We start from the raw sequence: 22,561 nt of genomic DNA, 5'->3' as shown, positions 1-22,561 counted from the left end.
TGAAATTCCTTTTGAGTTTGCTGCCGTCGCTTCTTCTTCTCGTGGGTAATAATGAGAACGGGAACCGGCTAACCGGTTCGCAAAGAAGTGGACGGGGGATGAGCGTATGCGTTGGGGAAGAGCAATGTTGGTTTATAACCGCAAAGCGGGTAAGGAAAAGGCCGGTCAGCTCGGCGAAGTCGTTGCGGCATTGGCCGGCGAAGTGGGCGAGCTGACGCTTGTGCAGACGACGGAACCCGGCGACGGCGAGAAAATATGCCGGGATCGCGGCAGCGATCACGATTTGCTGCTTGTGCTCGGCGGAGACGGAACCGTGCACGAGTGCATAAACGGCGCCGCCGAAGCTGCCGGGCCGCCCGAAATCGCCATTTTGCCGGGCGGTACCTGCAACGATTTTGCGCGGACGCTGGGATTGCCGATGCAGGTGGGGCGTGCTGCGGAGGAAATATTGGCCGGGCGCGTGCGCGATACGGATGTCGGGAAGGTGAACGGTCGGATTTTTACCAATTTCGTGGGCATCGGGCTGATTACGGATACGTCGGAAAATATCGATTCGGACCAAAAAGAACGAATGGGCAAGTTGAGCTACTTTCTGAGTACGCTTCGAACGCTGCGTCAGGCTGAACCTTTCCGATTCCGGCTTACTCATGAAGAAGGCGTTATCGACAGCGAAGCCGTGATGATTCTTGTCGCCAACGGCCGCTCGTTGGGTACGGCCAAACTGCCTTTCGCCGGAGAAGGGGTCCAGGACGGACTGCTGGATGTTTTGATCGTGCGCGAAGCCGGTTTATCGCTGGCCTGGCAGGTCATCAACGGCGGCGACCTGACCGATTATCGGGAGAGCGGCGGCATCATCGAATACATTCGGACGCCTTCGCTTCGGATCGATACGGACGAACCCAAAGGCATCGACAGCGACGGCGAAATCTATCTCCAAACGCCCGCGGAAATTTCCGTAGTGCCTTCGAAGCTCCGCTTTTTCTATGGACCGAATGCAGACACGAACGGGATCGAAGACGAAGACGCCGGAATAGACGCCATGCCTTCCGGAGGTTGAGTTTTCTCGAATACGTTGGATTTTACCAGCCGGCAAGCGAAGCCATTCGTCTGTCGTGTCGGCTGTTTAGTACCTTGCTGTTTTTAAAATAAGGGATTGACCAAAAATGACCCGTGAGTCATAATGTTGTTCAATGACCCGTGAGTCACAGGGAGCGGCGCAAAATTTCGGGGGAACTTTTCGCAGCGGGGAAATTTGATCACAGAGAGAAGGAAGACCTAGAATGTCGAACCAAGAGAGAACTAGCAGAGAAAGAAAAGGAGCCTCCGGCGCCTTGTCCGGACCGATCGGACGTTGGGTGGTCGTGGGCATTTGGATTGCGGCAGCCATTCTGTTAAATGTAATGTGGCCCGGGATTAACGAACGCGAGGATAACGCTGCTGCCGACTTGAGCGACGCCTATCCGTCCGTTCAGGCCGCGCAGGTCGCGGAGCGCGAATTCCCCGGAGACGGAGGACAGCCTGCGTTGTTGGTATGGAATCGCAGCGGAGGGTTGAGCGCCGAAGATTTGAATCAGTTGGCGGCTTTGACGGAATCGTTGGAAGCGGAGCCGTTGGCGAATCAGGAAGGGGTGCTGCCGTTGCATCAGCTTCCTGCTCCTGCACGTCAGTCCCTGTTGTCGGAAGACGGAAGCACGATCGTCCTGCCGATTACGCTGGATGAAGCCGCGGATACGGACGGTCTCAAAGAAAGCGTCGAGCAGTTGAAGGAAAGAGCCGTCTCGATTACGGGCGGCGATCCGTTCGAGACGGCAGCCGGCACAAGCGAGCTGTCCGCCCGCGTAACCGGACCGGTCGGCATCGCGATCGACGGCGGCGCGTTATTCCAAAATGCCGACGTATCGCTGTTGATCGCGACCGTCGTGCTTGTACTGGTCATCCTCCTGCTCATCTACCGTTCGCCGATTCTTGCTTTTATCCCGATCGTAGCCGTAGGCTTCGCGTATCTGGTGATCAGCCCGATTCTAGGCACGATGGCGGATCGGGGCTGGATCACGGCGGATGCGCAAGGCATCTCGATCATGACCGTCTTACTGTTCGGGGCGGGCACGGATTATTGCTTGTTCCTGATCACCCGGTTCCGGCAGTGCCTGACGGAGACGACCAGCAAACGCGAAGCTTTGAAAGACGCGATCTCCGGTTCGTCCGGCGCGATCGCCATGAGCGGACTTACGGTCGTGTTGTCGCTGTTTACTTTACTGCTGGCGCAATACGGCGCGTATCACCGGTTTGCCGTGCCGTTCGGCGTCGCGATTCTGATCATGGGCATCGCCAGTTTGACGCTTGTCCCTGCTATGCTCGCGATTATCGGCCGGGCTTCGTTCTTCCCGTTCGTGCCGCGTACGCCGGAGATGGAAGAAGAGCGCGCGAAGCGCCGAAACAAGCCCGTAAGCCATCAGAAAAGAAAAAAAGACAGCCGCATCGGCCGCATCGTCACGGAGCGCCCATGGACGGTCGTTATCGCTTCGCTGATCATATTGGGCGGCTTGGCGGCGGCTTCGTCGCAAATTCGTTTTACCTACGATCTGTTATCGTCGTTCCCGTCGGACATGCCGTCGGTCGAAGGGTTCGATACGATCGCGGAAGGCTTCTCGCCGGGCGAGTTGGCTCCCGTTCAAGTGATCGTCGACAGCGAAGGGAAAGAAAGCGATCTGGCGGCGCGTCTGACCGATCTGTCTTTCGTTGACGCGGTCGCTGAACCTGAGACGGGGGCCGAAAACGCGAACATGCTGCTCTACAGCGTGAAGCTGAACGTCAATCCTTACTCGAACGAAGCGATGGACGATGTAGCGGAGCTGCGTTCGACCGCCGAGACTGCGCTGAGCAGTGCAGGAATCGTCGCTCCGGATCAAAAAGTCTGGATCGGCGGACAAACGGCAACGCAGACCGATACCCGAGCCGCGACCGAACGGGATACCGATCTGATCATCCCCGTCGTCATCGGTTTGATCTCGCTGCTGCTGCTCGCCTACCTGCGTTCGGTAGTCGCTACCGTCTATCTGATCGCTACCGTCGTTCTGTCCTATTTTTCTGCGCTGGGTCTGGGTTGGCTCATTCTGCATTACGGGCTGGGACAAGAGGCGATCCAGGGAGCGATTCCGCTGTACGCCTTCGTATTCCTGGTAGCATTGGGCGAGGATTATAACATTTTCATGGTATCGAGCATCTGGAAAAAGAGCCGATCCCTTCCGCTGAAGCGCGCGATTCGCGAAGGCGTGGGCGAAACCGGAACCGTGATTACTTCGGCAGGCGTGATCCTGGCAGGCACTTTCGCGGTACTTGCGACGCTGCCGATTCAAGTGCTCGTTCAGTTCGGCGTCGTCGCGGCACTGGGCGTGCTGCTGGATACCTTCATCGTGCGTCCGTTCCTGGTTCCCGCGATCACGCGCCTGCTCGGCCGCGCCGCGTTCTGGCCGGGGCGCGCGCCGCAGCAGCTGGAAGAGGACGGGAAAACAAGCGAAATTCGCGCTTGATGCGCGATCGCGGCTTGATCCTTCGATCCTTCGCGCCGTTGTCGTTCGTAAGTCTAAGCGCCGATCACTCCCGTTCGACCTTCGCGTCCGAATGGAAAAATATACTGGAAAAACGGTCTTTTTAATTTGCCGGATTGCCTTTACTCCCTTCCTTGCAAGCTTCATAATAAATAGTGTTGTGACGGGTATGTAACGATAAAGGAAATTCGACGGGTATCATTAAGCTTTAAGGAGTGGAAGGTTTGAAAACACCAGTATATTTCAATCATGACGGCGGAGTAGACGATCTGGTCTCGCTGTTTCTGCTGCTGCAAATGGAAGATGTGGAAGTTACGGGCGTATCGGTGATTCCGGCAGACGGATATTTGGAGCCGGCGACCGATGCCAGCCGCAAGATCATCGATCGTTTCGGAAAAGGCAAAAGCGTCGAGGTGGCCAAGTCCAACTCGCGCGGCAAAAATCCGTTCCCGGCCGAGTGGCGCATGCACTCGTTCCTGGTCGATGCTCTTCCTCTGCTCAACGAGTCGGGTAAAATGGAAGCGCCGTTGTCGGATCTTCCCGCGCATCGCCATCTGATCGAGACCGTGAAGCGTACGGAAGGACAGACGACGCTGCTGTTCACCGGTCCGCTGACCGACCTTGCTCGCGCACTGGACGAAGCGCCGGAGATCGAGGAGAAGATTTCGCGCCTGTTCTGGATGGGCGGCACGTTCGAGACGGGCAACGTCCAAGAACCGGAGCATGACGGCACGGCGGAATGGAACGTGTTCTGGGACCCGGAATCCGCGGATCGCGTGTTCCGCACGGGCATCGAGATCGACCTGGTCGCGCTGGAAAGCACGAATAAGGTTCCTTTGACGCTGGCCGTACGCAACCGCTGGGCGTCCGAACGCCGCTACGAAGGCGTCGACTTCCTGGGCCAATGCTACGCATTCTGCCCGCCGCTGGTCTACATGGAAACCAACTCGACCTACTATCTGTGGGACGTGCTGACTACCGCTTCGCTGGGCAAACCGGAATTGGTTGAACGCCGCACCGTAAACGCGATCGTCATTCCGGACGGCCCGAGCCAAGGCCGCACGGTCGAGACCGCCGACGGACGTCCTGTGCAGCTGGTATACGACGTGAACGCCGAAGGCTTCTTCGACTACATCACGGAGTTGGCGAAGGAATCGGCACCGAAACGTTACTAGACCTGCGTTTCGGTTGCGCGTCTTACTGCGTAAGCCGATTCCCAAACGTTATTAGTCCCGCGTTTCGGTTTTTTCTGCGCCAAATTGGAAAGCTCGTCTTCTGCGATCGCAGAAGGCGGGCTTTTTTGCGGTCGAAACTTGTTTTTCTATATAGTTAATTTTCAAGAGTTTGAAAAGTTGACGTTTTGTACGTATTTTCTCCCGAAACTACACTTTGTGACGCCAATGCTTACGTATCGTCAACATTTTTTGCGTAAAACAAGGATTTGATCGAAAAAAAGATAAAAATGCTGACTGAACGTCAGCAAATGCTTCTCAAAGTCGCTTGAATGCAAAGGAATGTTGATCTCATGCACACATTTTTAAACCGGATTGGCTTCCTTTTTTGATTACGTTATATGCGGAAAGAATCAGGCCGAATGCCTGCGATCTGCAGCCTTTTGTTAACAAGTTTTCAATACCGAAAAACTTTCCTAAACCCCTCGCTTTTTAAACGGAACGGTGCTATAATTTAAACAGGAATTAGAATAAGTCTAAATTTAAAATAAAGGGAGAGAACATAAAATGGAAACTGTAAAAACGAACGTGAACGTGGATACGACGGTTGAGCTGCATCGCGCATTGAACAAACAAGTGGCTGACTGGTCGGTGTTGTACACCAAGCTGCATAACTTCCATTGGTACGTGAAGGGCTCGAACTTCTTCACGCTGCATGCCAAATTCGAAGAGTTCTACAACGCGGCCGCGGCACGTATGGACGAGGTAGCTGAACGTTTGCTGACTATCGGCGGATCGCCGGCCGCTACGCTTCGCGAGCACCTCGCGCTGACCGGCATCGCCGAAGCGACAGGCAGAGAAACGGCGGACGAAATGGTTGAAGCGCTGATTCGCGACTTCCGTACGGAAGCATCCGAACTGCAAGACGCGATCGAAATCGCCGGTTCGTTGGACGACAAAGCGACGGAAGACATGCTGATCGGCCTGAAGGCTGAAGTCGAAAAAGACGCTTGGATGCTGGAAGCATACCTGGGTCGTTAATCCGCATAGATAGGAACGGAGCCGGAGTGGGTTTGCCTGCGATAAGCAGGAGCGCCTACTCCGGCTTTTTGCCGTATCGACTTTTCGACACCAAATCTCCCCGAACAGACCGCTTATTTTCTAACGTACTGCTTTATGATACAAAGAGATGTGATTGAGATCATTTACAAGACGAGGTGTAGACGATGAGTGAACGTTCTATTCTTTTCGCGGAAGCGGAATTTTTTATAAAACAATGTTACGCCGAGCTGAACCTGACGGAAGAAGCGGCGGAGCTGCGGCTGAAGGAGATTGCAGGCGAGATCGAACAGAGCGGAACTTACAGCCATACTTACGAGGAACTCCAACATGGCGCGAGGATGGCGTGGCGCAACAGCAATCGCTGCATCGGACGTTTGCCGTGGGACGGCCTGCATGTGGTGGACAAGCGGGACGCGTCTTCCGAGGAAGAGATCGCGGCGTCGCTGTTGGAGCATCTGGATTACGCCGCGAATCGGGGACGCATCCGTCCGACGATCACGATTCTGCGACCGGAACAAGGCGGACGTCCGGGAGCGCGCGTATGGAACGAGCAGTTGATCCGTTATGCCGGATATACGCGGGAAGACGGAAGCCGAATCGGCGACCCGGCTTCGCTGGAATTCACTGCAATCTGCGAACAGCTGGGTTGGCAGGGGGCGGGAACGGATTTCGACGTGCTGCCGCTGGTGATCCAATTGGACGGGCAAGCGCCGAAGTGGTTCGAGTTGCCGCGTGAGCATGTGCTGGAGGTCGACATTCGTCATTCGGAGCTGCCGGGTTTCAACGAGTTGGGGCTGAAATGGTACGCCGTTCCGGCTGTATCGAACATGCGGCTGGAGATCGGCGGTATTCGTTATGGCGGGGCTCCTTTTAACGGCTGGTATATGGGAACCGAGATCGGAGCGCGTAATTTGGCGGACGAAGGACGTTACAATCTGCTGCCCGTCGTGGCGGATCTGATGGGGATCGACCGCAGTCGACGCAGCACCTTATGGCAGGATCGGGCTTTGGTCGAGCTGAACGTGGCGGTACTGGAATCGTATCGGGCGGCAGGGGTTAGCATGGTCGATCATCATACCGCAGCCGCGCAATTCGAACGTTTTGAAAAGCGCGAGCGGGAAGCGGGGCGAGACGTGACGGGCAACTGGGCTTGGCTCATTCCGCCGATGGCGCCTGCCACGACGCATGTTTTTCATAAGCGTTACGACAACACGATCGTGAAGCCGAACTTCTTTTACGGGAAAAAGCCGTATGCAGATCTGCTCAAAGAAACGAAGGCCGAACGAACCGAGGCAGGCGCGTTACCCGGCGGTTGCCCGGTCACCGGAGCGGGTTTGCCGATCGCAGCTTTTCCGGAGGAACATCTGTCGAATGTAGCCGAACATCCGCAAACAGCACTGCCTGAACGCGAATCTTATACTGCGCAAGCAAGAAGCGGCTGCCCGTTTCATTGAGGCATAGAATGTCTTTTGAAAACACAGGATCTACGAGGATATGATCCGCAAATATACAAAACACGCTTTGTCCCAAGGACAAAGCGTGTTTAACGTATCAACAAACTCCAGCCTAACTAGAAGCGAGAAGACGGAGAGAGAAATTCAGTGAAGGACGCCTTTGAACTTGGAAAACCCCATTATAAAATTCCAATCCAGTTTTCCAAGTGAGACAGCGGGCTGAACGAATTTCTCTCGGAGTCTTCTCGCTTCCCTCCACCCACCCGTTATTGCGGATTCGTCGTCCAAATTCCCGCCGACTTCACGAACACGCGCGCAGGCAGCTTCAGGGTAGCCAGTGCAAGCTCGGCTACGTCTTCCGGCTGCATCATGCGGTCTTCGTCGCCGATCGGCAGATTGTTGTTGGTCGCAAGTTCCGTGTTCACCGTGCTCGGGTTGAGCGTGACGACGCGGATGTTCGACTTGCGAACCTCCTGCATCAGCGCTTCGCTCATGCTGATCAGCGCCGCCTTCGATGCGCAATAAGCAGAACCGGTGGCAAAGCCGCGCTCGCCTGCCGTCGAAGCGACGTTCAGGATATTGCCGCTGTTTTGTTCGATCATGAACGGCAAAGCCGCGCGAGTCGTATAGTAAGCGCCCATCAGATTGACGCGGATGATGCGCTCCCACTCCTCGGGGTCCATGTCGACCAATTTGCCGAACGAAGCGATTCCCGCGTTGTTGATCAGAATGTCGATCGCGCCAAGCTGTTCATGCAAGGCTTGGACGGCCGCTTCGATCTCCGTGCGAACGGACACGTCGGCAGCCTGTACGAACACGTTCACGCCGTATTTTTCTTTAAGTTCGCTGCTTAGCGATTCCAAATCGGAAGAAGTACGCGCGATCAGTCCCAAATGCACGCCTTCGGCTGCCAGTGCTTCCGCGACGGCGCGCCCGATTCCTTTGCCTGCTCCCGTAATGACGGCTGTTTGGTTTTTCAATTCAAGCATAGTCACTATTCATATCCTCCTTGAAGTAAAAAATCCCTCCCTGAAAGTGTAACGGACGCGCCCGGATTTTCCAAGCGAACATCGCACAAGGGAAGGAATAAAAGCTTTTTTTGCTTCCGTACTTGGTAAGTTGTTTCAAAAAGTCAGTAAGCGGGTAAAATAATATTTTGTTTCCATTTCGTTTACAATAGCGTTATACTATTCTCCGGCTTCCCTTTAAAAAGAGCGGCGATCTGCCGATATTTATTGTAAAAAAGGAACGGGAGAAACTGCATGAACAGAACTCTTATCGAAGATACCGTAACCGACGTCTTGACCCGTTCGAATAGCGAGATCGAAGTGGTGCTGGAAAACCTGTTTCCCGGAAAACGATTGATCGGAGGCAAGTACAATCTCGACGATCATCGCATCACCCTTTACCTCGGTGCGCTTGAAGAACAATGCTTGATCCTGTTCGGTTCGCTCGAGCCGTTCGAAGAATACGTACGTGTCGTATTAGCTCATGAACTCGGTCATGCCAATGATCCGGAACTGGAATACTTGTCGGACCGTCTCGTCAACATCCGGGGCAGCTTGCCTCGCACGCGTATCACGCTTCGCCTGGAAGAGAACGCCTGGAGATATGCGAACAGGCTGCTCCGCATGGAGAACCCTGCCGTCTTCGATACGATCATGGGACAATCGTTGAGCAGCTACTACGAGCTGCTGCCCGAGTATGCCGAGTCTGCGGCTACGACAGCGTAGAGTCTGTCCCGAGCTTTACCATCGTGCTCCCGTGAGGATGTCCGTTATTCGGATATTTCCATGGGGAGCTTTTTGTTTTTTCGCAAAACGGCGATAAGCTACAAGATCCGGAGCGAGGCTTCTTCCCGCAGATGGCGAACCGGAATATGGGGAAAAAGGCCCGACAGAGATTCGGCGAGCCGTTCCATGCCGGGATCTTCGCTTTCCGCATGCCCGAGAACGATCAGTCCGCACTGCCGCCCGATCCGCGCTGCCTCGCGTACATATTCCGGCGTCTCCCATTCCGGACCTTCTCCGTAAATGACGAGATCCGCGTCTTTCGACTCCAGCAGCGGAATCGTCAGCGTTCCGCCGCCGCGATAGCCGGCCAAAAGCGCGACACGCGAAAAGACCGTTTCCGGACGGCCCGAGATTCTTAAGCATGCGAGTCCGAGCCGCGTCTTGATTTCCTCGGCGATGTCGCGCAGCGGGGCGGAAGGGATATCGAGCAAGCAGGCTTCCGGCCGATACTCGCGAACATGGTCGGACCAGCCCAACTTGGCGACGAGTCCTTCGGTGATTCCGTCCGGGGAATAGCGATGAATGCCGTCATGCAAACGGAAAATCGCGACTTCCAAAGCTTCAAGCTGCTGCCGCTTTATTCGCTCGATCTCGCCTTCCGACGATCCGTCAAGGCGTTCATGATGGGAGAAAAAGAGTCCTTCATGCCCGATCACCAGATTGGCCCCGAGCGAGGCGGCCTGCCGCGCGATCGATAAAGTGGGCATGAATGTCGTGACGATTCCGCTGACCGGAGCGTTCGGATCGCCGATCAGCAGCTTGTCTACCGTCGGTTCGGGTCGTGCCGCGGTTATGTTCGCCGTCAGCGCGTCGATGACCGTCTGTACGGTCGTTAACGGATTCATGGCGTCGGCGTCCGTTAGCCGCTCAGGCATAAAGCATCCGTTCGCGTTCATCGGGAATGCCCGATTTGCGGTAAAAGTACGTGTTTACCACATCCCGCCACTGCTTCGCGTTCTCCGCTTGACCTTCCAGGCGCCGCAGGATATGCAGGAAGCGTTCGTGATCCGCTTCGCTCTCCAACTCCCGCCAACGCGCGATCCAGCGCTCCACCTTCTCCGCGCCTTCGAATCGACTATCGTAGATATGCTGGATGACCGTTTTGCCCGACTTCAGCACATGCGTATAAGGCACGTGATGGAAAAAGAGAAGCAGCTCGTCCGGGCATTCGGCCGGCGACTCGTAGATGTCCCGGTTTTCGGCGGCATATTGTCCGACGTAACCGGTGCCGGTCGCCATCGTCCGATCGACGCCGATTCCGGTCCGGTCGGCAAAGTGATAAGTCCCCCATTTCGAATACTCATAGCCGTCCACGTCGACCGCGTAATGGTAATGCGGCTGCACCATCCAGCCTACGCCGAGGGGAGCGGTATAGCTTTCGTATACCGGCCAGGATTCCAGCAGCAGCTCTTCGACGAACTTCGCGGCCGGAGTATCGACGCCGAACGTCAACGCGCTCCATTCCGCCGCGATGACGTCCGATTCCAGGTCCGGATTCCAAGCCAGGCGACCGAAGCCGAACAGGTTGGCCTGCGCCAGATGGTGACCGGTCCAATTGTCGTCGTCGCCGATATTGGATACCGCCGCAACGCCGCTTCGGGTAAAAGGATGGACTTTTCCGGCGGCGATTTGTTTGACCGTGCTGCCTGCCCCGTTCAGAAAAGTATCGAAGTCCAGCGATTTTTTCCATTGCGGCACGAGGAAGCAGACGTCCCGCTGCTGTCCGGTATACTCCTGCGCGATCTGGAATTCCATCACCTGGTTCGTTTGCGGCATTGCGCCGAACAAAGGGGATACCGGCTCGCGCACCTGGAAGTCCATCGGGCCGTTTTTGATTTGTAAAATGACGTTGTCGCGGAATCGTCCGTCCAGATCGCGGAAATGATCGTAAGCGGCTCGCGCACGATCCGTAGAGCGGTCCCGCCAATCCTGATGACAGTCGTACACGAAGCAGCGCCACATGACCGTTCCGCCGTAAGGAGCCAAAGCGTCGGCCAGCAGGTTGGCACCGTCGGCATGGTCGCGTCCGTAGGTGAACGGGCCGGGTCGATTTTCGGAATCGGCTTTGACGACGAAACCGCCGAGCTCCGGCACCGCCGCATAGATTTCTTCGGCTTTGCGCCGCCACCACTGCTTGACGTCTTCGTTCAGCGGATCGGCCGTGTCCAACCCGCCAAGTTCAAGCGGAGCGGCGTAATTTGCGCTCAGGAACATTCGGATGCCGTAGCGCCCGAATATATCGCTTAAGCGTTTGACGTCGGGCAGCAGGGAAGAGGTAATCAGTTTCGTTTCCTCCCGGTGCACATTGACGTTATTGACCGAGATCGCGTTGATGCCGACCGAAGCCAGCAGCCTGGCATAACCGATAATTCGATCGGATTCCGGCAGGATGCGATTATCCCGGTAAAAGATCGAACCGCCGGAGTAACCGCGTTCGACGCTGCCGTCCATATTGTCCCATTGGTCAATCATGCGCAGCGGATTTCTCGGCGCTTCCGCGATGTCCGACTCGCGCGGTCCATGCGGCTGCGTACCCATAAGGCGGAGCAAAGCGAATACTCCGTATAAAAGTCCCCGCTCCGAGCCGCCGCGCAGGATCGCATACTCGGCTTTCGGACAGGCTTGGTTTCCGTCTTCATCCGCCATTTTGATGCGAAGTACATAAGCTTCTTCCGCCAAAGGAAGCGTGTTCCATTCACCCGACGACCGCGCGGCCGATTCGGGCGACCCCAATATAAGGAGCGGCGAACCGGCTTTCAGCGTCAGCGACGGCGACAATCCGGTCAGCATTTTGATCCCGCCGACCAGTTCCTGCAGAGCGGAGGCTCCGGGACCTTCGGGACGCAGTTCCATGCGGGCCTCGATTCGTTCGAGCAGCGGACGCCAACGTTCGATTCGCTCCGGGTCTTGCCAGCGATCGGCCGGAAGCCACGCCGCGCTGCCTCTTGATGATGAAGTCATGATTGTTTCTCCTTTCGATCGGGCTGCCCGATTCCGAGCTCCCGCTCCAATGTTTGCCGTACGGCTCCGGGTCCGTCCAGCATATCGAAGAACATTTTTTCGATCTTGCCGCCCAGTCCCGCCGAGTAGAGATCGACGCCGAATAATTCGGCGTCCGCTAAGACGGCGCGAACGTTCGGCGTCGTACCGAACAAAGCGCTGCTTGCGAGAACGGGTGGAACGTTCGGTACGCTGCCAAGCCGTGCACCGTCGGGAGGAAGTCCCGCTGCATGAGCTTTTCCCGTTTCGGCGGTTTCCGTACTTTCGGCATCTTCGGCCGCGGGAGAGGCCAAGCGCCGCCTCAGCTCGTCCAGCATCGGATCGGGACTCGGCTCGAAAGCTCGTCCTTCATCGTCGACGCCCAGCAAATACCGACACCAGACAGCGATAGCCAAAGGGATCGCAACCAGATCGGCGGTTTTCAATTCTTCCCGCTCCGCATAGGCGCGAAGCGTATGTCCGAACCGGATCCCGATTTTTTTCGACGTATCCGAAGCGATTCGCTGCGGGGTATCCGGAATAAACGGGTTGGGGAATCGCTCGTTCAATACTTCGTCCAGAAATTTTTCGGGAGACAAAATGACGGGATCGACGACGACGGGCAGGCCTTCGCTTCTGCCGATCCGTTCGGCCAAGGTTCGGAGCAGCGGATCGCGCATTTCGTCGGAAATCTTGGCATATCCGAGCAGGCATCCGGTTACGGCCAGTGCCGTATGCAGCGGATTGAGGCAGGCGGTGACTTTCATCGTATCGGTACGGTTGACGGTATCCCGGTCGGCGAGCAGGATGCCCGCCGCTTCGAGAGGCGGGCGGCCCGCCGGGAAGTCGTCTTCGATCACCAGATATTCCGCGTTCTCGGCGTTTACGAACGGAGCGGCGTACGTATGACGCGAGGATGTCGTCTCCTCCATGCCGCCTATGCCGAGCCGCGTCAGCTCTTCCCGAATCAGGGGAGAAGGCCGCGGCGTAATTTTGTCGATCATCGTAAGCGGAAAAGAAACCGTGCTTCGATTCTCCAAGTAATGAACAAATCCTTCTTCCGCATGTCCTCGGATCGCCCATTCTTTCGCGACCGTGATCAGGCTTTTTCGCAGCACGTCGCCATTATTCGGACAATTATCCAGACTGACGAAAGCCAGCGGCGAGGCTCCCGCGCGGTAGCGACGAAGGGCTAGAGCGGCGACGACGGCCATCACGTTTTCGGACCTTTCCGGTCCGGCTTCGAAATTCCGCAAAGCTTCTTCCGTATACCCGCCGCCAGGTTCGGTCAGCGCGTACCCTTTTTCCGTCACGGTGAAGGAGACGAGCTGGAGGCTTGGGTTTTCAAACACCCTTACCAAGCGAGCATAGTCGTCCGTGCGCAGCGGGTCGGCATAGAGCGCTTCCGCCACGCTGGCGAGTATTTCTTTTCGCAAGTTGCCTTCGGCGTCCGTCTCGACTAGCAGCGTCAAATTGTCATGCGGCCGATACACGCGATCGATCGTTTCCGAATCAGGCGTGCCTGCTGCAAGGATGCCGGTATCCGCAAGTCCTTGGTTCAGCAACTTTTGGTGCGCTTTTGCGATCAGGCTCCGGAAGATGTTACCTGCCCCGAAGTGAATCCAGCGCGGGCGATTCCGCGTATTCTCCGCAGCTTGTCTGCGATCGAACTTAGGAAGTTCAACACCGGCTGCGGCCCAGGCTTCAACCTGCTCCAGGCCCCGTTCACTCAGCTCCAACACGGACATCGCCTCCTTGGGTTTGTGCCGCATGACGTTCGGCGTTCTCCAATCCGTCCCAGACCCCCAGCAGATACATGACCCCGAAAGCCCGATCATACAATCCGTATCCCGGCCGGCAGCGGGCTTCTTCCCCCCAGAGGTGACGTCCGTGATCCGGACGCGCGTAGCCGGCGTATCCGTTCTCGTGCAGCACGCGAACCAACTCCGGCAGATTCACGTTTCCGTCGCCGAGCTTATGGGACACTTCGACGAAATCTCCGTTGTCGAAAAGTTTCACGTTGCGCAGATGCGCGAAGTAGATCCGATCTTTGAACTCGCGAATAATGGCCGGCAGATCGTTGTGCGGATTCGTTCCCAGCGAGCCGGAGCAGAAAGTCAGGCCGTTGTGCGGATTGTCCACGGCATTCAGCAATCTGCGAATCGTATCCTGGCTGCGCACAATGCGCGGTAGTCCGAAGATCGGCCAAGCCGGGTCGTCCGGATGGATCGCCATCTTGATTCCGCATTCTTCGCAGATCGGCATCAATTTTTGCAGAAAATAAACCAGGTTGTCGAACAGCTTCGCCTCGGTGACATCGGCATAAGCTGCGAAGAGCTCGTCCAGTCGAGCTAACCGGTCCGGTTCCCAACCGGGTATCGTAAAATCGCCGCCGCCGCGTATGATCATCTCCGCCATCCCATGAGGATCGGCCGAGATGGAAGCCTTTTCATAAAACAAAGCATTCGAACCGTCCGGCAGCGGGTAGTAGAGATCGGTGCGCGTCCAGTCGAAGACCGGCATGAAATTATAGCAGATGACTTCAACGCCGACCGCCGCAAGTTTGCGAATCGTATCGGCATAGACCTCAATGTAACGATCGCGCGAAGGCAGTCCGATTTTGATATCGTCATGGACGTTCACGCTCTCTACCACAGCCGCGGAAAATCCTTTGGCTTTGATCTGTTCGGCTTCCGCGAGGATCTCGTTTTCTTCCCAAACTTCGCCGGCCGTTTTATGATGCAGCGACCATACAATCCCGCTCACGCCGGGAATTTGCCGGATTTGATCAAGCGTAATATTATCATTGCCTTCACCGTACCATCGCCAGGTCATTTTCATGAAATAGCCTCCCAAGTGCTTGGATTTCATTTTTTGACAAGTCTTGTATACAAGAATAGCTATATCATAGTGTCCTTACTTCTTCATGTCAATTCTTTTCGGAGCGCTTGTTTTTGTTTGGGAAGAAACGTTGTATACTACTTGTGAATAGAGGCGGAAAATGACATCATTGAAGAAAGAGGGCGAGGGCATGACCAGCAAGGCCGACATTCTGCGTCAGTTGAGGAACGAAATTTTGACGCTGGAGCTGAAGCCGGGCAGTATACTCAGCGAGACGGCTTTGTCGGAGCGTTTCGAAATTTCGCGTACGCCGCTGCGGGACGTGCTCAAGCAGCTCGCGCATGAAGGGTATATCGACGTGTATCCGAAGCGGGGCAATCTGGTTTCGTACATCGATCTGGAATCGGTGGAGCAGATCATTTATTTGCGGAGCACTTTGGAAAAAGACATGATCAAAAATTTGGCTTCCCATGCGTCTCCGCTGCCTCTTCGCGGGGTGCTGGAGCTGAAAGAAATTTTGGAGCGCCAGGAGGAGACGATCGAGCAGGAGCAAGAACATGCGCGTGAAGCATTTCTGAGGTTGGACGATGCGTTTCATAAGGCGTTGTTCACATTGGCGGGTCGGGTGTTTTTATGGGATTTGATCCAACAGTCCAATGCGCATTATGCCCGCTATCGGCGGCTTCATCTGCTCAAAAAGGAAAAGCTCAAAGAAATTCTTGCCGAACATCGTTTGATTCTCGACAGCGTGATCGGGCGTAACGGGGAAAAGATCGACGAGATCGTTCAGCATCATTTGCATGAAGATATCAATGCGGCTTATTTGTCGGAAAACTTTGCGGAATATTTGAACCTGCCAAGCTTCGATTCGTCGGAGCCGGCGGATCGAACATAAATGAAAACAGGCCTGCCGGAAAAGAATCCGGTCAGGCCTGTTTGCGTCGAAAAGGAAGCCGGTACGCATACAAGTCGGTTTCCCGCAACGGCTACTCGCGCGCCGTTCCTTTGACCGGTTTGTCGTATTCGGCGAAAGCGTCTTTGAGAATGTCGAAGCTTTTCTTCTGTCGTTCATGGTAAGGCGGCAGATCCCAGGCATCCCAAGTATAAGATTTGGAAACCGGCTTGGCCGGCGCCGCGTCGGAGCTCGCTTCCGACAGCACCGCGGAGACGGATACGCCGTCGGTATCGATCGGCGTAACGGCTTCGGTACCGTATGGATACTTCCAAACTTGCAGCTTGCTCGGATCGGTGAAGCCGAGCAGCATCCACGGAATGCGCAGCTCCAACGTATCGCCCTGCACGTACCAGTCGGACAAATTATTGAACTTTTCGGTTTCGGGATCGTTGGTGCCCCAATGCAGCTTGCCGACGTCGTAAGCCTCGAACGGAGCGGTGACTTTGCTTTGCGGCATGTACAACTCCCGGTTCAGTGCCAGCTTCCACGGCAGGAAGATTCCGGCTTCTTCATCGGCATATTCCGCTTTGTACGGCACGGACTTCAGCTTGTAGCCGTACAGCCAGCTGAACTGATCGTAAGCGCTATTCACGTATAAGCGTCCGCCCTGACCCGCTTCGAACCGGGCCAGAAATTCCAGGCCGCTATCGAACTGGATGCCCGGCGCAAGCTTCGCGGACTTACTGCCGCCGGACGTCGTATCGAATCCGAGCGTCAGCACGTCGTCGTCGAAGTTCCAGTCTCCGCCGTCTTTTTGCAGCAGGACATACAGGTCGGAAGAATCGCTGGTCATCGCCATCCGCAGGCCGTTTCCGACGTCTTCAGCCGCCAAGCCGCGCTTTTCCCAATCGTCGGTTTTTCCGTCGATCTTCATCAGCTCTTCCGCACTTTCTTCCGGTTCGATCGCCATGACGCCGAAATGTTCTTCGTTCGTCAGGCGGTTGCGCCACATGGCCCGTCGATCGCCGGGCACTTCGAGTTCGATCGTGTTCCAGGTGAACTTGAACCATTCGTCCTGCCATTCGAACAGCATCGCGCCGTCATAATCTTCGTTATAGATTTGATGCAGCATGCCCGCGTTCAGCTCGCCCTGCTGCTTCTCGGTATGCATGCCCTGGCTGCGGCCCAGCAGGCCGTAGTGGGCAATGCCCCGCGAACTCGGCATGCCGAATTCGGCGATGATTAACGGGATGCCTTTGTGATGCTCGCGCAGTTCGTGCAGATAGCCGGCATACGGATCGTTGACGCCTTCGTCGTTCACGTAATCCAGATACTTTTGATCCCGGCGAAGAGAGTCGGGATAGTACGGATAGACGTGATAAGAAGCGAAATATCCGGCCGTCCAAGCTTCGGTCGGCTCCATATGCATCGGATCGACGGGAACCAGATCTTCCTGTGCCAGCGGTTCGTTCGGATGGTCGAGCGGATCGGTTGTCACCCAGTTCGTGAAAGAAACCGGATGCTGCCAGCCGTATTTCGTTTCTTCCGTCGCGAGCACGTCCAGCATTTCCGCCAGCCAGCTCTCGAACGGGGAAGCTTCGGCTGTGGCACGGAAATATTCGCCTGCATAAGGCTGCAGTCCCGCATGGGCTTCGTTGGTGGTCTGGACGGTATACGGATACCATTCGGTACCGAGCACCCAACCGAGCAGATAAGGCGAGACGTCTGCGTTATACGTGCCCGAAGCGTGCCCCGGGCGTTCCGGAAGATCGACTTGACCGTGAACGACGGCGGCAACATCCCGGATTTCTTGTTCGAAGCCGGTTTTGATCGTATCGGAAAAAGCATCCCTGCCGTTGCCGTCTTCGCCGATCAGCTCTTCTTCCGGCGACCAGATGCCCTGCATCAGCATCAAAGGCTCTTCTCGGCCGGCGTTGTATTCCGCCAGCGCTTCGTAAAAATCCGGCGGCAGGATCGTGTAGATCCGCACGGCCTTGATGTTCATGTCCTGCATCATCGGAAACCAACGAAGATAGTCTTCTTTGGTCGGAGACACCTGACCCGGATAATGCCCCGGCGTCGTCGCGCCGAAGTTGATGCCCGGCCAGAACGATTTCTGCCAATCTTTTCCGTCGTATACGGCGAGCTGGCCGTCTACGACGGATGCCGTGCGTTTAATCCCGTTTTCTTCGAAAACGGGAACGCTGGCTTCCGGAACGCCGCCCCCCGGATCGATCGGCCCGGTGGCCGCCGGCGAAGTCGCGTCGGAGCCGGCAAGGCGCCAAACAAGCGTGCCGGCCAGCACCAAGACGATGACTCCGAGAAAGCTCAGGAACACATAGGGAACCTGCTTCGGTCTGCGAAATTTTTTGCGGGAACTCATGCGCCACCTCGATTTGCGTAGTAGTAGACCGACTGTCCCGACCCCGAGGGCCAAGCGCGGTCGACGAGAATTTTGGAACGATTTTACTATTATTCTACATGATGAGGACGATCAAAAGAACCCCCGTTTCCTCAATCGGGAAGCGGGGGTTCGGGTCGCGGTTAACAATGGGTCAAGCTTGATGATTATTCTTTGATGCGTTCCAGCGGATCGGTCGCCGGGCCTTCCAGCACTTCGCCCGTATACGAGAAGCGCGAGCCGTGGCACGGGCAGTCCCACGAACGCTCGGCTTCGTTCCAGGCCGTTTCGCAGCCCATATGGGTGCAGGTGGTATCGACAAGGAACAGCTCGCCTTTCGGATCGCGGTAAGCGCCGACTTTTTTGCCGTTATGGCGGACCATTCCGCCTTCGTCCGGCTCCAGGTTGTCGATCTTCTCGTGCGCGCCGGCAAACTTGCCCGCGATCAGTTCTTTTGCCATTTTCACGCCGGTCGCCAGATTCTGCGCCAAGCTCTTGTCGTTGAAGCGTCCCGGATTGAACGTTTCCATATGCGGATTCGAGCGGCGCAGCACGTTGTCGCGCAGCAGCAGTCCGGCGAATGTCCCGTTGGTCATGCCCCATTTGTTAAAACCGGTCGCGATGAACGTGAACGGATAGTCCGCCGACAGCGGTCCGATATAAGGAATTTTGTCCAGCGTCGTGATATCCTGCGCCGACCAACGGAACGGGATTTCGCGTGAACCGAACGTTTTGCCCGCGAATTTTTCCAACTCCAGGTAATGGTCGAAGGTGTTGTCGCTTTTGCCCGGCACGTGATTTTCGCCGCCGACGATCAGCACTTCTTCGCCTTCGAACGTCGCGGAACGGATCGAGCGCTTTTCGTCGTCGATATTCAGGTACATGCCGCCGTGGAAAGTCGTTTCCGGCTTGACCACCAGGGCGTACGAGCGTTCGACGTTCAGGCGCGAGAAGTAACCGGCCGGCACGTTCCAGAACGGATAATGCGTCGTGACGATCATTTCGTTACAGTTGATTTGCAGCTCCGCGTCGATCGTGTAGGCTTTGATCGGCTTGCCGTATACCGCGCCTTCGATCGTCGTGTTTTCGTAGATCAAGCCGCCGTTCTCGATGAATTTCTCCACCAGGAATTTCAGGTATTTGATCGGGTTGAACTGCGCTTGTCCCGGCATGGAGATCGCCCCGATGGCGTCGACCGGAATCGGAAGCGAGTCGTGCCATTGTCCCGGAATGCCGAGTTCCTGATAGGCGTCGAACTCTTTGCGCAGATTGTCCAGCTTGTCTTCCTGATTGGTGTACAGATAAGCCGTTTCTTCTTTGAAATCGCAGTCGATGCCGTGCGTTTCCACCATCTCGCGGATAAAGCGAAGTCCTTCGATATTGGCTTCGTAGTACGATCTCGGAATCTCGGGGCGGAAGTTGGTCAGCAGTTCGCTGTAGATCAGACCGTGCTGCGCCGAGATTTTGGCCGTCGTGAAACCGGTCGTGCCGCTCAGAATCTCGCTGGCGTCGACCAAAGCGACTTTATAGCCTTCCAGAGACAGCAGATAGGCAGTCGTCACGCCGGCGATGCCCGCGCCGATTACGGCTGCGTCTACTTTGATTTCTTCTTTGAGCTCGGGGAAGGTCGGCAATGTCGTAACGGTTCTCCACATGGAACGCGGATATCTCGGAAGTTCGGATGGAACATTGAATTTTTCGCTCATGTCAGTGGGACCTCCTCAGATTCGATCGGGATGAGTTGAACTCTACCTTTCTTATTTACCACTTCAGGCAATTCAGAAACGAATCCGTGCAAGCAAACAAGAAGAGAACGGAAATCGGGCACCTAAAAAAAGCTTGCCATCCGGCGCAAAACGCGGTTAAGATGAATCCATACGACGACAAGGAGGTGAGATAGGATGCGACAAAAAGAATCGCTTGCAAGTTTATTCGTAGTGCTCGATCAGCTGCCGATGGCGCTGAGCGGCATTGTACATTCCGTCATGCACAACGGGATCAGTCTGTCCAAATTTGAGCTTTCAGCGCTGAAATTTGTCAAAGGCACCCGTCTGTCCACAATTCGGAATGAACAGCGAAATGTCGCTCCTGTCTCGCGTCTGCGGATTGGGTCAGCGCTTTTCGCGCGGCCGCTCTGTTTTCCGCAGCCTTGACCTTTTGAGAACCCCGGGGGTTCCGTTATGAAAAGGTTCCGGCATGCCGGGCCGCGCGTATGGGTGCAACCTCCAATCTAATATCCGAGGCCGCAGGGGACATTTCCCTTGCGGCCTTTTTTGCGTATTTATTTTTCTACGGCCTGTGTGGCAGCCGCCGGGGAATGTCCGGATTCCCGTCCAGGAATCTTGCGACGCAACCCAACTGAATCAAGCTCAAAAAGAACCTTCACGAGAGGATGAATGAAGATGTTAATGATCGGCTGCCATCAAGTCAAAAAGTTTTACGGGGCGCAGGAAGTGCTCAGCGAGGTATCGTTCGATGTGTACGACGGAGAAAAAGTAGGACTGCTCGGCGGAAACGGCGCGGGAAAATCAACCTTGTTCCGCCTGTTATCCGGCTCGGAGACGCCGGATGAAGGAACGGTATCGCTGCGCCGCGGCGCGAAAGTAGGCGTGCTGGATCAAATACCGGACTACGGCCTTCGAAGCGTGGGCGAAGTGCTGCTGGACGTATTCGCGCACGTTTTGGCTCTGCAAGATCGGCAGCGCGAGCTGGAAACGGAGATGGGATCAGCGGAAGGCGCGGCGCTTGATCGACTGCTGCGCGAGTACGGCGAAGCTCAGGAAGCGTTCGAACGTGCCGGAGGCTACGAGATTCCGGCGAAGATCGATGCGGTCGCATCCGGTCTCGGCATTCCGGCAGAGCAGCGGGCACGGCCTTTTGCCGAATTGTCGGGCGGGGAGAAGACCAAAGTCTCGCTGGCGGCACTGCTGCTGGGGGAAGCGGATCTGCTGCTGCTCGACGAGCCGACCAACCATTTGGATATGGAGGCGGCAGCGTGGCTGGAAGGATTCATTCGCGAGTCGCCCGCGACGATTATCGTGGTTTCCCACGACCGTTACTTCCTGACGCAGACGGTCGAAAAGGTCATTGAGCTGGAGGATGGAGAGGCGACGGCCTACCCGTGCGGATATGCGCAATACCGCGAGGAGAAAGAAGCTCGCCTGCTGCGCCAATTCGAGGAGTACAAGGAGCAGCAGAAGGTCATCAAGCAGATGAAGGAAGCGATCAAGCGATTGATCGAATGGGGCAAGCAGGGAGACAATCCGAAGTTTTTCCGCAAAGCCGCTTCGATGCAAAAAGCGCTGGATCGGATGGAGAAGGTCAAGCGTCCGGTGTTGGAACAAGCCTCGATCGGTTTGGCGCTGGAAACGGACGGACGCACGGGCGAAGACGTATTGACGCTCGAAGGCGTTCATAAAGCGTACGGCCGACGCGTGCTGCTGCGCGAAGCTCACGGTCTGCTGCGTTACGGGGAACGCGCCGTCTTGATCGGCGGCAACGGCGCGGGCAAAACGACGCTGATGCGCATGGTGCTGGGGCAGGAAGAACCGGATGAAGGCGAACTGCGTCTGGGCTCTCGAGTACGCGTAGGCTACCTGGCCCAGGAGGAAGCGCCGCCGGAAGATCGCACGAGCGTGCTTGATTACTACAAAGAACACGCCGCCATGGAAGAGGGCGAGTCGCGCGGCCGTCTGGCCAAGTTTTTATTTTACGGAAAAGACGTATTCAAGCCGGTTGCGGGGCTGTCCGGCGGGGAGTGGAGCCGATTGCGGCTTGCCGTGCTGATGCGCCAGAAGCCCAACCTGCTGCTGCTCGACGAACCGACCAACCATCTCGATATCGCTTCGCGCGAAGCGCTGGAGGAGGCGTTGGAGGAATACGACGGCACGATTCTGGCCGTGTCTCACGACCGCTTCTTCATCAATCGGATCGCGCGGCGGGTCTGGGCATTGGAAGCCGGAGAACTTCGCGCCACGCTGGGCGGATATGACGAGTACAGGGAGGAACGGAAGAAAGCGGAACAGTCCGCTGTTTTGATCGCCGCAAAAGGAAGCAGCGCGAATGTTGACCGGAGCTCAACGCCTCCTTCGGCCGCAAGAAGCCAGGCGTCCGGCGAATCCGACTCCTTGGTTGGCCGGGCGCAAGCGGATAACAAAAACTCGAAGCCTGCCCGCAGCAGGCAGCCTCGCCTTGATCCCGTGAAGCTTGAAAGGGAAATCGGCGAGTTGGAAGCCCGTTCGGCCGAACTGGGCGCAAGGATGGCCGATCCTCTTCATGCGCTGGATTCCCGGCAGTTAAGCGAATGGCTGGCGGAAAAAGAAATTCTGGATGCGCAGATCGACGAACTGACCGAAAAGTGGCTGTCGACGGCGGAAAGCTGATTCGCATCCTTCTGACTTCCTGCTCCAACGTGAC

General features: G+C 56.2%; 15 protein-coding genes and 1 pseudogene. 9 read left to right on the top strand and 7 right to left on the bottom strand.

Translation table 11 applies throughout. The features are described from left to right. The first annotated feature begins 106 nt into the window (after positions 1-106). The 5 genes and pseudogenes from HRQ63_RS17780 to HRQ63_RS17760 form a co-directional block, all read left to right on the top strand. On the top strand, positions 107-1,057 hold the full coding sequence (locus HRQ63_RS17780) for a diacylglycerol/lipid kinase family protein (protein WP_172246279.1): 951 nt from the start codon (positions 107-109) through the stop codon (positions 1,055-1,057). 223 nt (positions 1,058-1,280) lie between these two features. Then, a complete protein-coding gene (locus HRQ63_RS17775; RefSeq protein ID WP_172246277.1) occupies positions 1,281-3,530 on the top strand; it encodes an MMPL family transporter in 2,250 nt (749 codons plus the stop codon). A 242-nt stretch (positions 3,531-3,772) separates the two neighbouring features. Then, positions 3,773-4,723, top strand: a complete 951-nt coding sequence (locus HRQ63_RS17770) for a nucleoside hydrolase (RefSeq protein ID WP_172246275.1) — start codon at positions 3,773-3,775, stop codon at positions 4,721-4,723. 564 nt (positions 4,724-5,287) lie between these two features. Next, entirely contained in the window at positions 5,288-5,761 is a 474-nt protein-coding gene (locus HRQ63_RS17765) for a Dps family protein (RefSeq protein ID WP_172246273.1), read from the top strand. Between the two features lie 185 nt (positions 5,762-5,946). Next, positions 5,947-7,035: pseudogene (locus HRQ63_RS17760) on the top strand (nitric oxide synthase oxygenase); the annotation flags it as partial. Positions 7,036-7,502: 467 nt separating this feature from the next. On the opposite strand, the gene HRQ63_RS17755 reads toward HRQ63_RS17760, so the two are convergent. Next, positions 7,503-8,225 carry a 3-ketoacyl-ACP reductase gene (locus HRQ63_RS17755; protein ID WP_172246890.1) on the bottom strand — a complete coding sequence of 241 codons (723 nt, stop codon included), beginning with the start codon at positions 8,223-8,225 and terminating at the stop codon, positions 7,503-7,505. 273 nt (positions 8,226-8,498) lie between these two features. On the opposite strand from HRQ63_RS17755, the gene HRQ63_RS17750 reads away from it, so the two are divergent. Then, positions 8,499-8,969 carry a hypothetical protein gene (locus tag HRQ63_RS17750; RefSeq protein WP_172246269.1) on the top strand — a complete coding sequence of 157 codons (471 nt, stop codon included), beginning with the start codon at positions 8,499-8,501 and terminating at the stop codon, positions 8,967-8,969. Between the two features lie 98 nt (positions 8,970-9,067). On the opposite strand, the gene HRQ63_RS17745 is transcribed toward HRQ63_RS17750, so the two are convergent. Genes HRQ63_RS17745 through uxuA form a run of 4 tightly spaced genes read right to left on the bottom strand, consistent with a single transcriptional unit; the run spans position 9,068 to position 14,849 of the window. Continuing rightward, the gene (locus HRQ63_RS17745) at positions 9,068-9,874 is read right to left on the bottom strand and encodes a Nif3-like dinuclear metal center hexameric protein (protein ID WP_172246267.1); all 807 of its coding nucleotides are present in this window, start codon (positions 9,872-9,874) and stop codon (positions 9,068-9,070) included. A gap of 22 nt (positions 9,875-9,896) precedes the next feature. Continuing rightward, positions 9,897-11,990 (bottom strand): alpha-glucuronidase, encoded by a 2,094-nt coding sequence (locus HRQ63_RS17740; RefSeq protein WP_229714327.1) that lies wholly within the window; start codon positions 11,988-11,990, stop codon positions 9,897-9,899. Next, entirely contained in the window at positions 11,987-13,750 is a 1,764-nt protein-coding gene (locus HRQ63_RS17735; RefSeq protein WP_229714328.1) for a mannitol dehydrogenase family protein, read from the bottom strand. The genes HRQ63_RS17740 and HRQ63_RS17735 overlap by 4 nt, the downstream gene beginning before the upstream one ends. Continuing rightward, positions 13,734-14,849 (bottom strand): mannonate dehydratase, encoded by a 1,116-nt coding sequence (uxuA, locus tag HRQ63_RS17730; RefSeq protein WP_172246265.1) that lies wholly within the window; start codon positions 14,847-14,849, stop codon positions 13,734-13,736. Before uxuA ends, HRQ63_RS17735 begins: the two co-directional genes overlap by 17 nt. 190 nt (positions 14,850-15,039) lie before the next feature. Between uxuA and HRQ63_RS17725 the strand changes: the two genes are divergently transcribed. Continuing rightward, a complete protein-coding gene (locus tag HRQ63_RS17725) occupies positions 15,040-15,744 on the top strand; it encodes a GntR family transcriptional regulator (protein ID WP_172246263.1) in 705 nt (234 codons plus the stop codon). Between the two features lie 91 nt (positions 15,745-15,835). On the opposite strand, the gene HRQ63_RS17720 is transcribed toward HRQ63_RS17725, so the two are convergent. After that, positions 15,836-18,127 (bottom strand): hypothetical protein, encoded by a 2,292-nt coding sequence (locus HRQ63_RS17720; protein ID WP_172246261.1) that lies wholly within the window; start codon positions 18,125-18,127, stop codon positions 15,836-15,838. 185 nt (positions 18,128-18,312) lie between these two features. After that, positions 18,313-19,851: an FAD-dependent oxidoreductase gene (locus tag HRQ63_RS17715; protein ID WP_172246260.1), complete on the bottom strand. Its 1,539-nt coding sequence runs from the start codon at positions 19,849-19,851 to the stop codon at positions 18,313-18,315. 195 nt (positions 19,852-20,046) lie between these two features. On the opposite strand from HRQ63_RS17715, the gene HRQ63_RS17710 reads away from it, so the two are divergent. Together HRQ63_RS17710 and abc-f are read left to right on the top strand one after the other, a co-directional pair. Beyond that, complete coding sequence (locus tag HRQ63_RS17710) at positions 20,047-20,298, top strand: hypothetical protein (RefSeq protein WP_172246258.1); 252 nt, start codon at positions 20,047-20,049, stop codon at positions 20,296-20,298. A 243-nt stretch (positions 20,299-20,541) separates the two neighbouring features. Continuing rightward, on the top strand, positions 20,542-22,527 hold the full coding sequence (gene abc-f, locus HRQ63_RS17705) for a ribosomal protection-like ABC-F family protein (RefSeq protein ID WP_308809938.1): 1,986 nt from the start codon (positions 20,542-20,544) through the stop codon (positions 22,525-22,527). Positions 22,528-22,561 lie beyond the last annotated feature (34 nt).

The organism is Saccharibacillus endophyticus (genome assembly GCF_013185185.1).
In the GTDB taxonomy this organism is placed as follows: domain Bacteria; phylum Bacillota; class Bacilli; order Paenibacillales; family Paenibacillaceae; genus Saccharibacillus; species Saccharibacillus endophyticus.
This window is presented reverse-complemented; position numbering and strand designations above follow the sequence as displayed.

Excerpts from the sequence above, each read along its gene's own strand:
- HRQ63_RS17725 (WP_172246263.1), top strand. The coding sequence starts at position 15,040 with ATGACCAGCAAGGCCGACATTCTGCGTCAGTTGAGGAACGAAATTTTG.
- abc-f (WP_308809938.1), top strand. The coding sequence starts at position 20,542 with ATGAAGATGTTAATGATCGGCTGCCATCAAGTCAAAAAGTTTTACGGG.
- HRQ63_RS17775 (WP_172246277.1), top strand. The coding sequence starts at position 1,281 with ATGTCGAACCAAGAGAGAACTAGCAGAGAAAGAAAAGGAGCCTCCGGC.
- HRQ63_RS17755 (WP_172246890.1), bottom strand. The coding sequence starts at position 8,225 with ATGCTTGAATTGAAAAACCAAACAGCCGTCATTACGGGAGCAGGCAAA.
- HRQ63_RS17715 (WP_172246260.1), bottom strand. The coding sequence starts at position 19,851 with ATGAGCGAAAAATTCAATGTTCCATCCGAACTTCCGAGATATCCGCGT.
- HRQ63_RS17765 (WP_172246273.1), top strand. The coding sequence starts at position 5,288 with ATGGAAACTGTAAAAACGAACGTGAACGTGGATACGACGGTTGAGCTG.
- HRQ63_RS17740 (WP_229714327.1), bottom strand. The coding sequence starts at position 11,990 with ATGACTTCATCATCAAGAGGCAGCGCGGCGTGGCTTCCGGCCGATCGC.
- HRQ63_RS17720 (WP_172246261.1), bottom strand. The coding sequence starts at position 18,127 with ATGAGTTCCCGCAAAAAATTTCGCAGACCGAAGCAGGTTCCCTATGTG.
- HRQ63_RS17745 (WP_172246267.1), bottom strand. The coding sequence starts at position 9,874 with ATGAATCCGTTAACGACCGTACAGACGGTCATCGACGCGCTGACGGCG.
- HRQ63_RS17710 (WP_172246258.1), top strand. The coding sequence starts at position 20,047 with ATGCGACAAAAAGAATCGCTTGCAAGTTTATTCGTAGTGCTCGATCAG.
- HRQ63_RS17780 (WP_172246279.1), top strand. The coding sequence starts at position 107 with ATGCGTTGGGGAAGAGCAATGTTGGTTTATAACCGCAAAGCGGGTAAG.
- uxuA (WP_172246265.1), bottom strand. The coding sequence starts at position 14,849 with ATGAAAATGACCTGGCGATGGTACGGTGAAGGCAATGATAATATTACG.
- HRQ63_RS17750 (WP_172246269.1), top strand. The coding sequence starts at position 8,499 with ATGAACAGAACTCTTATCGAAGATACCGTAACCGACGTCTTGACCCGT.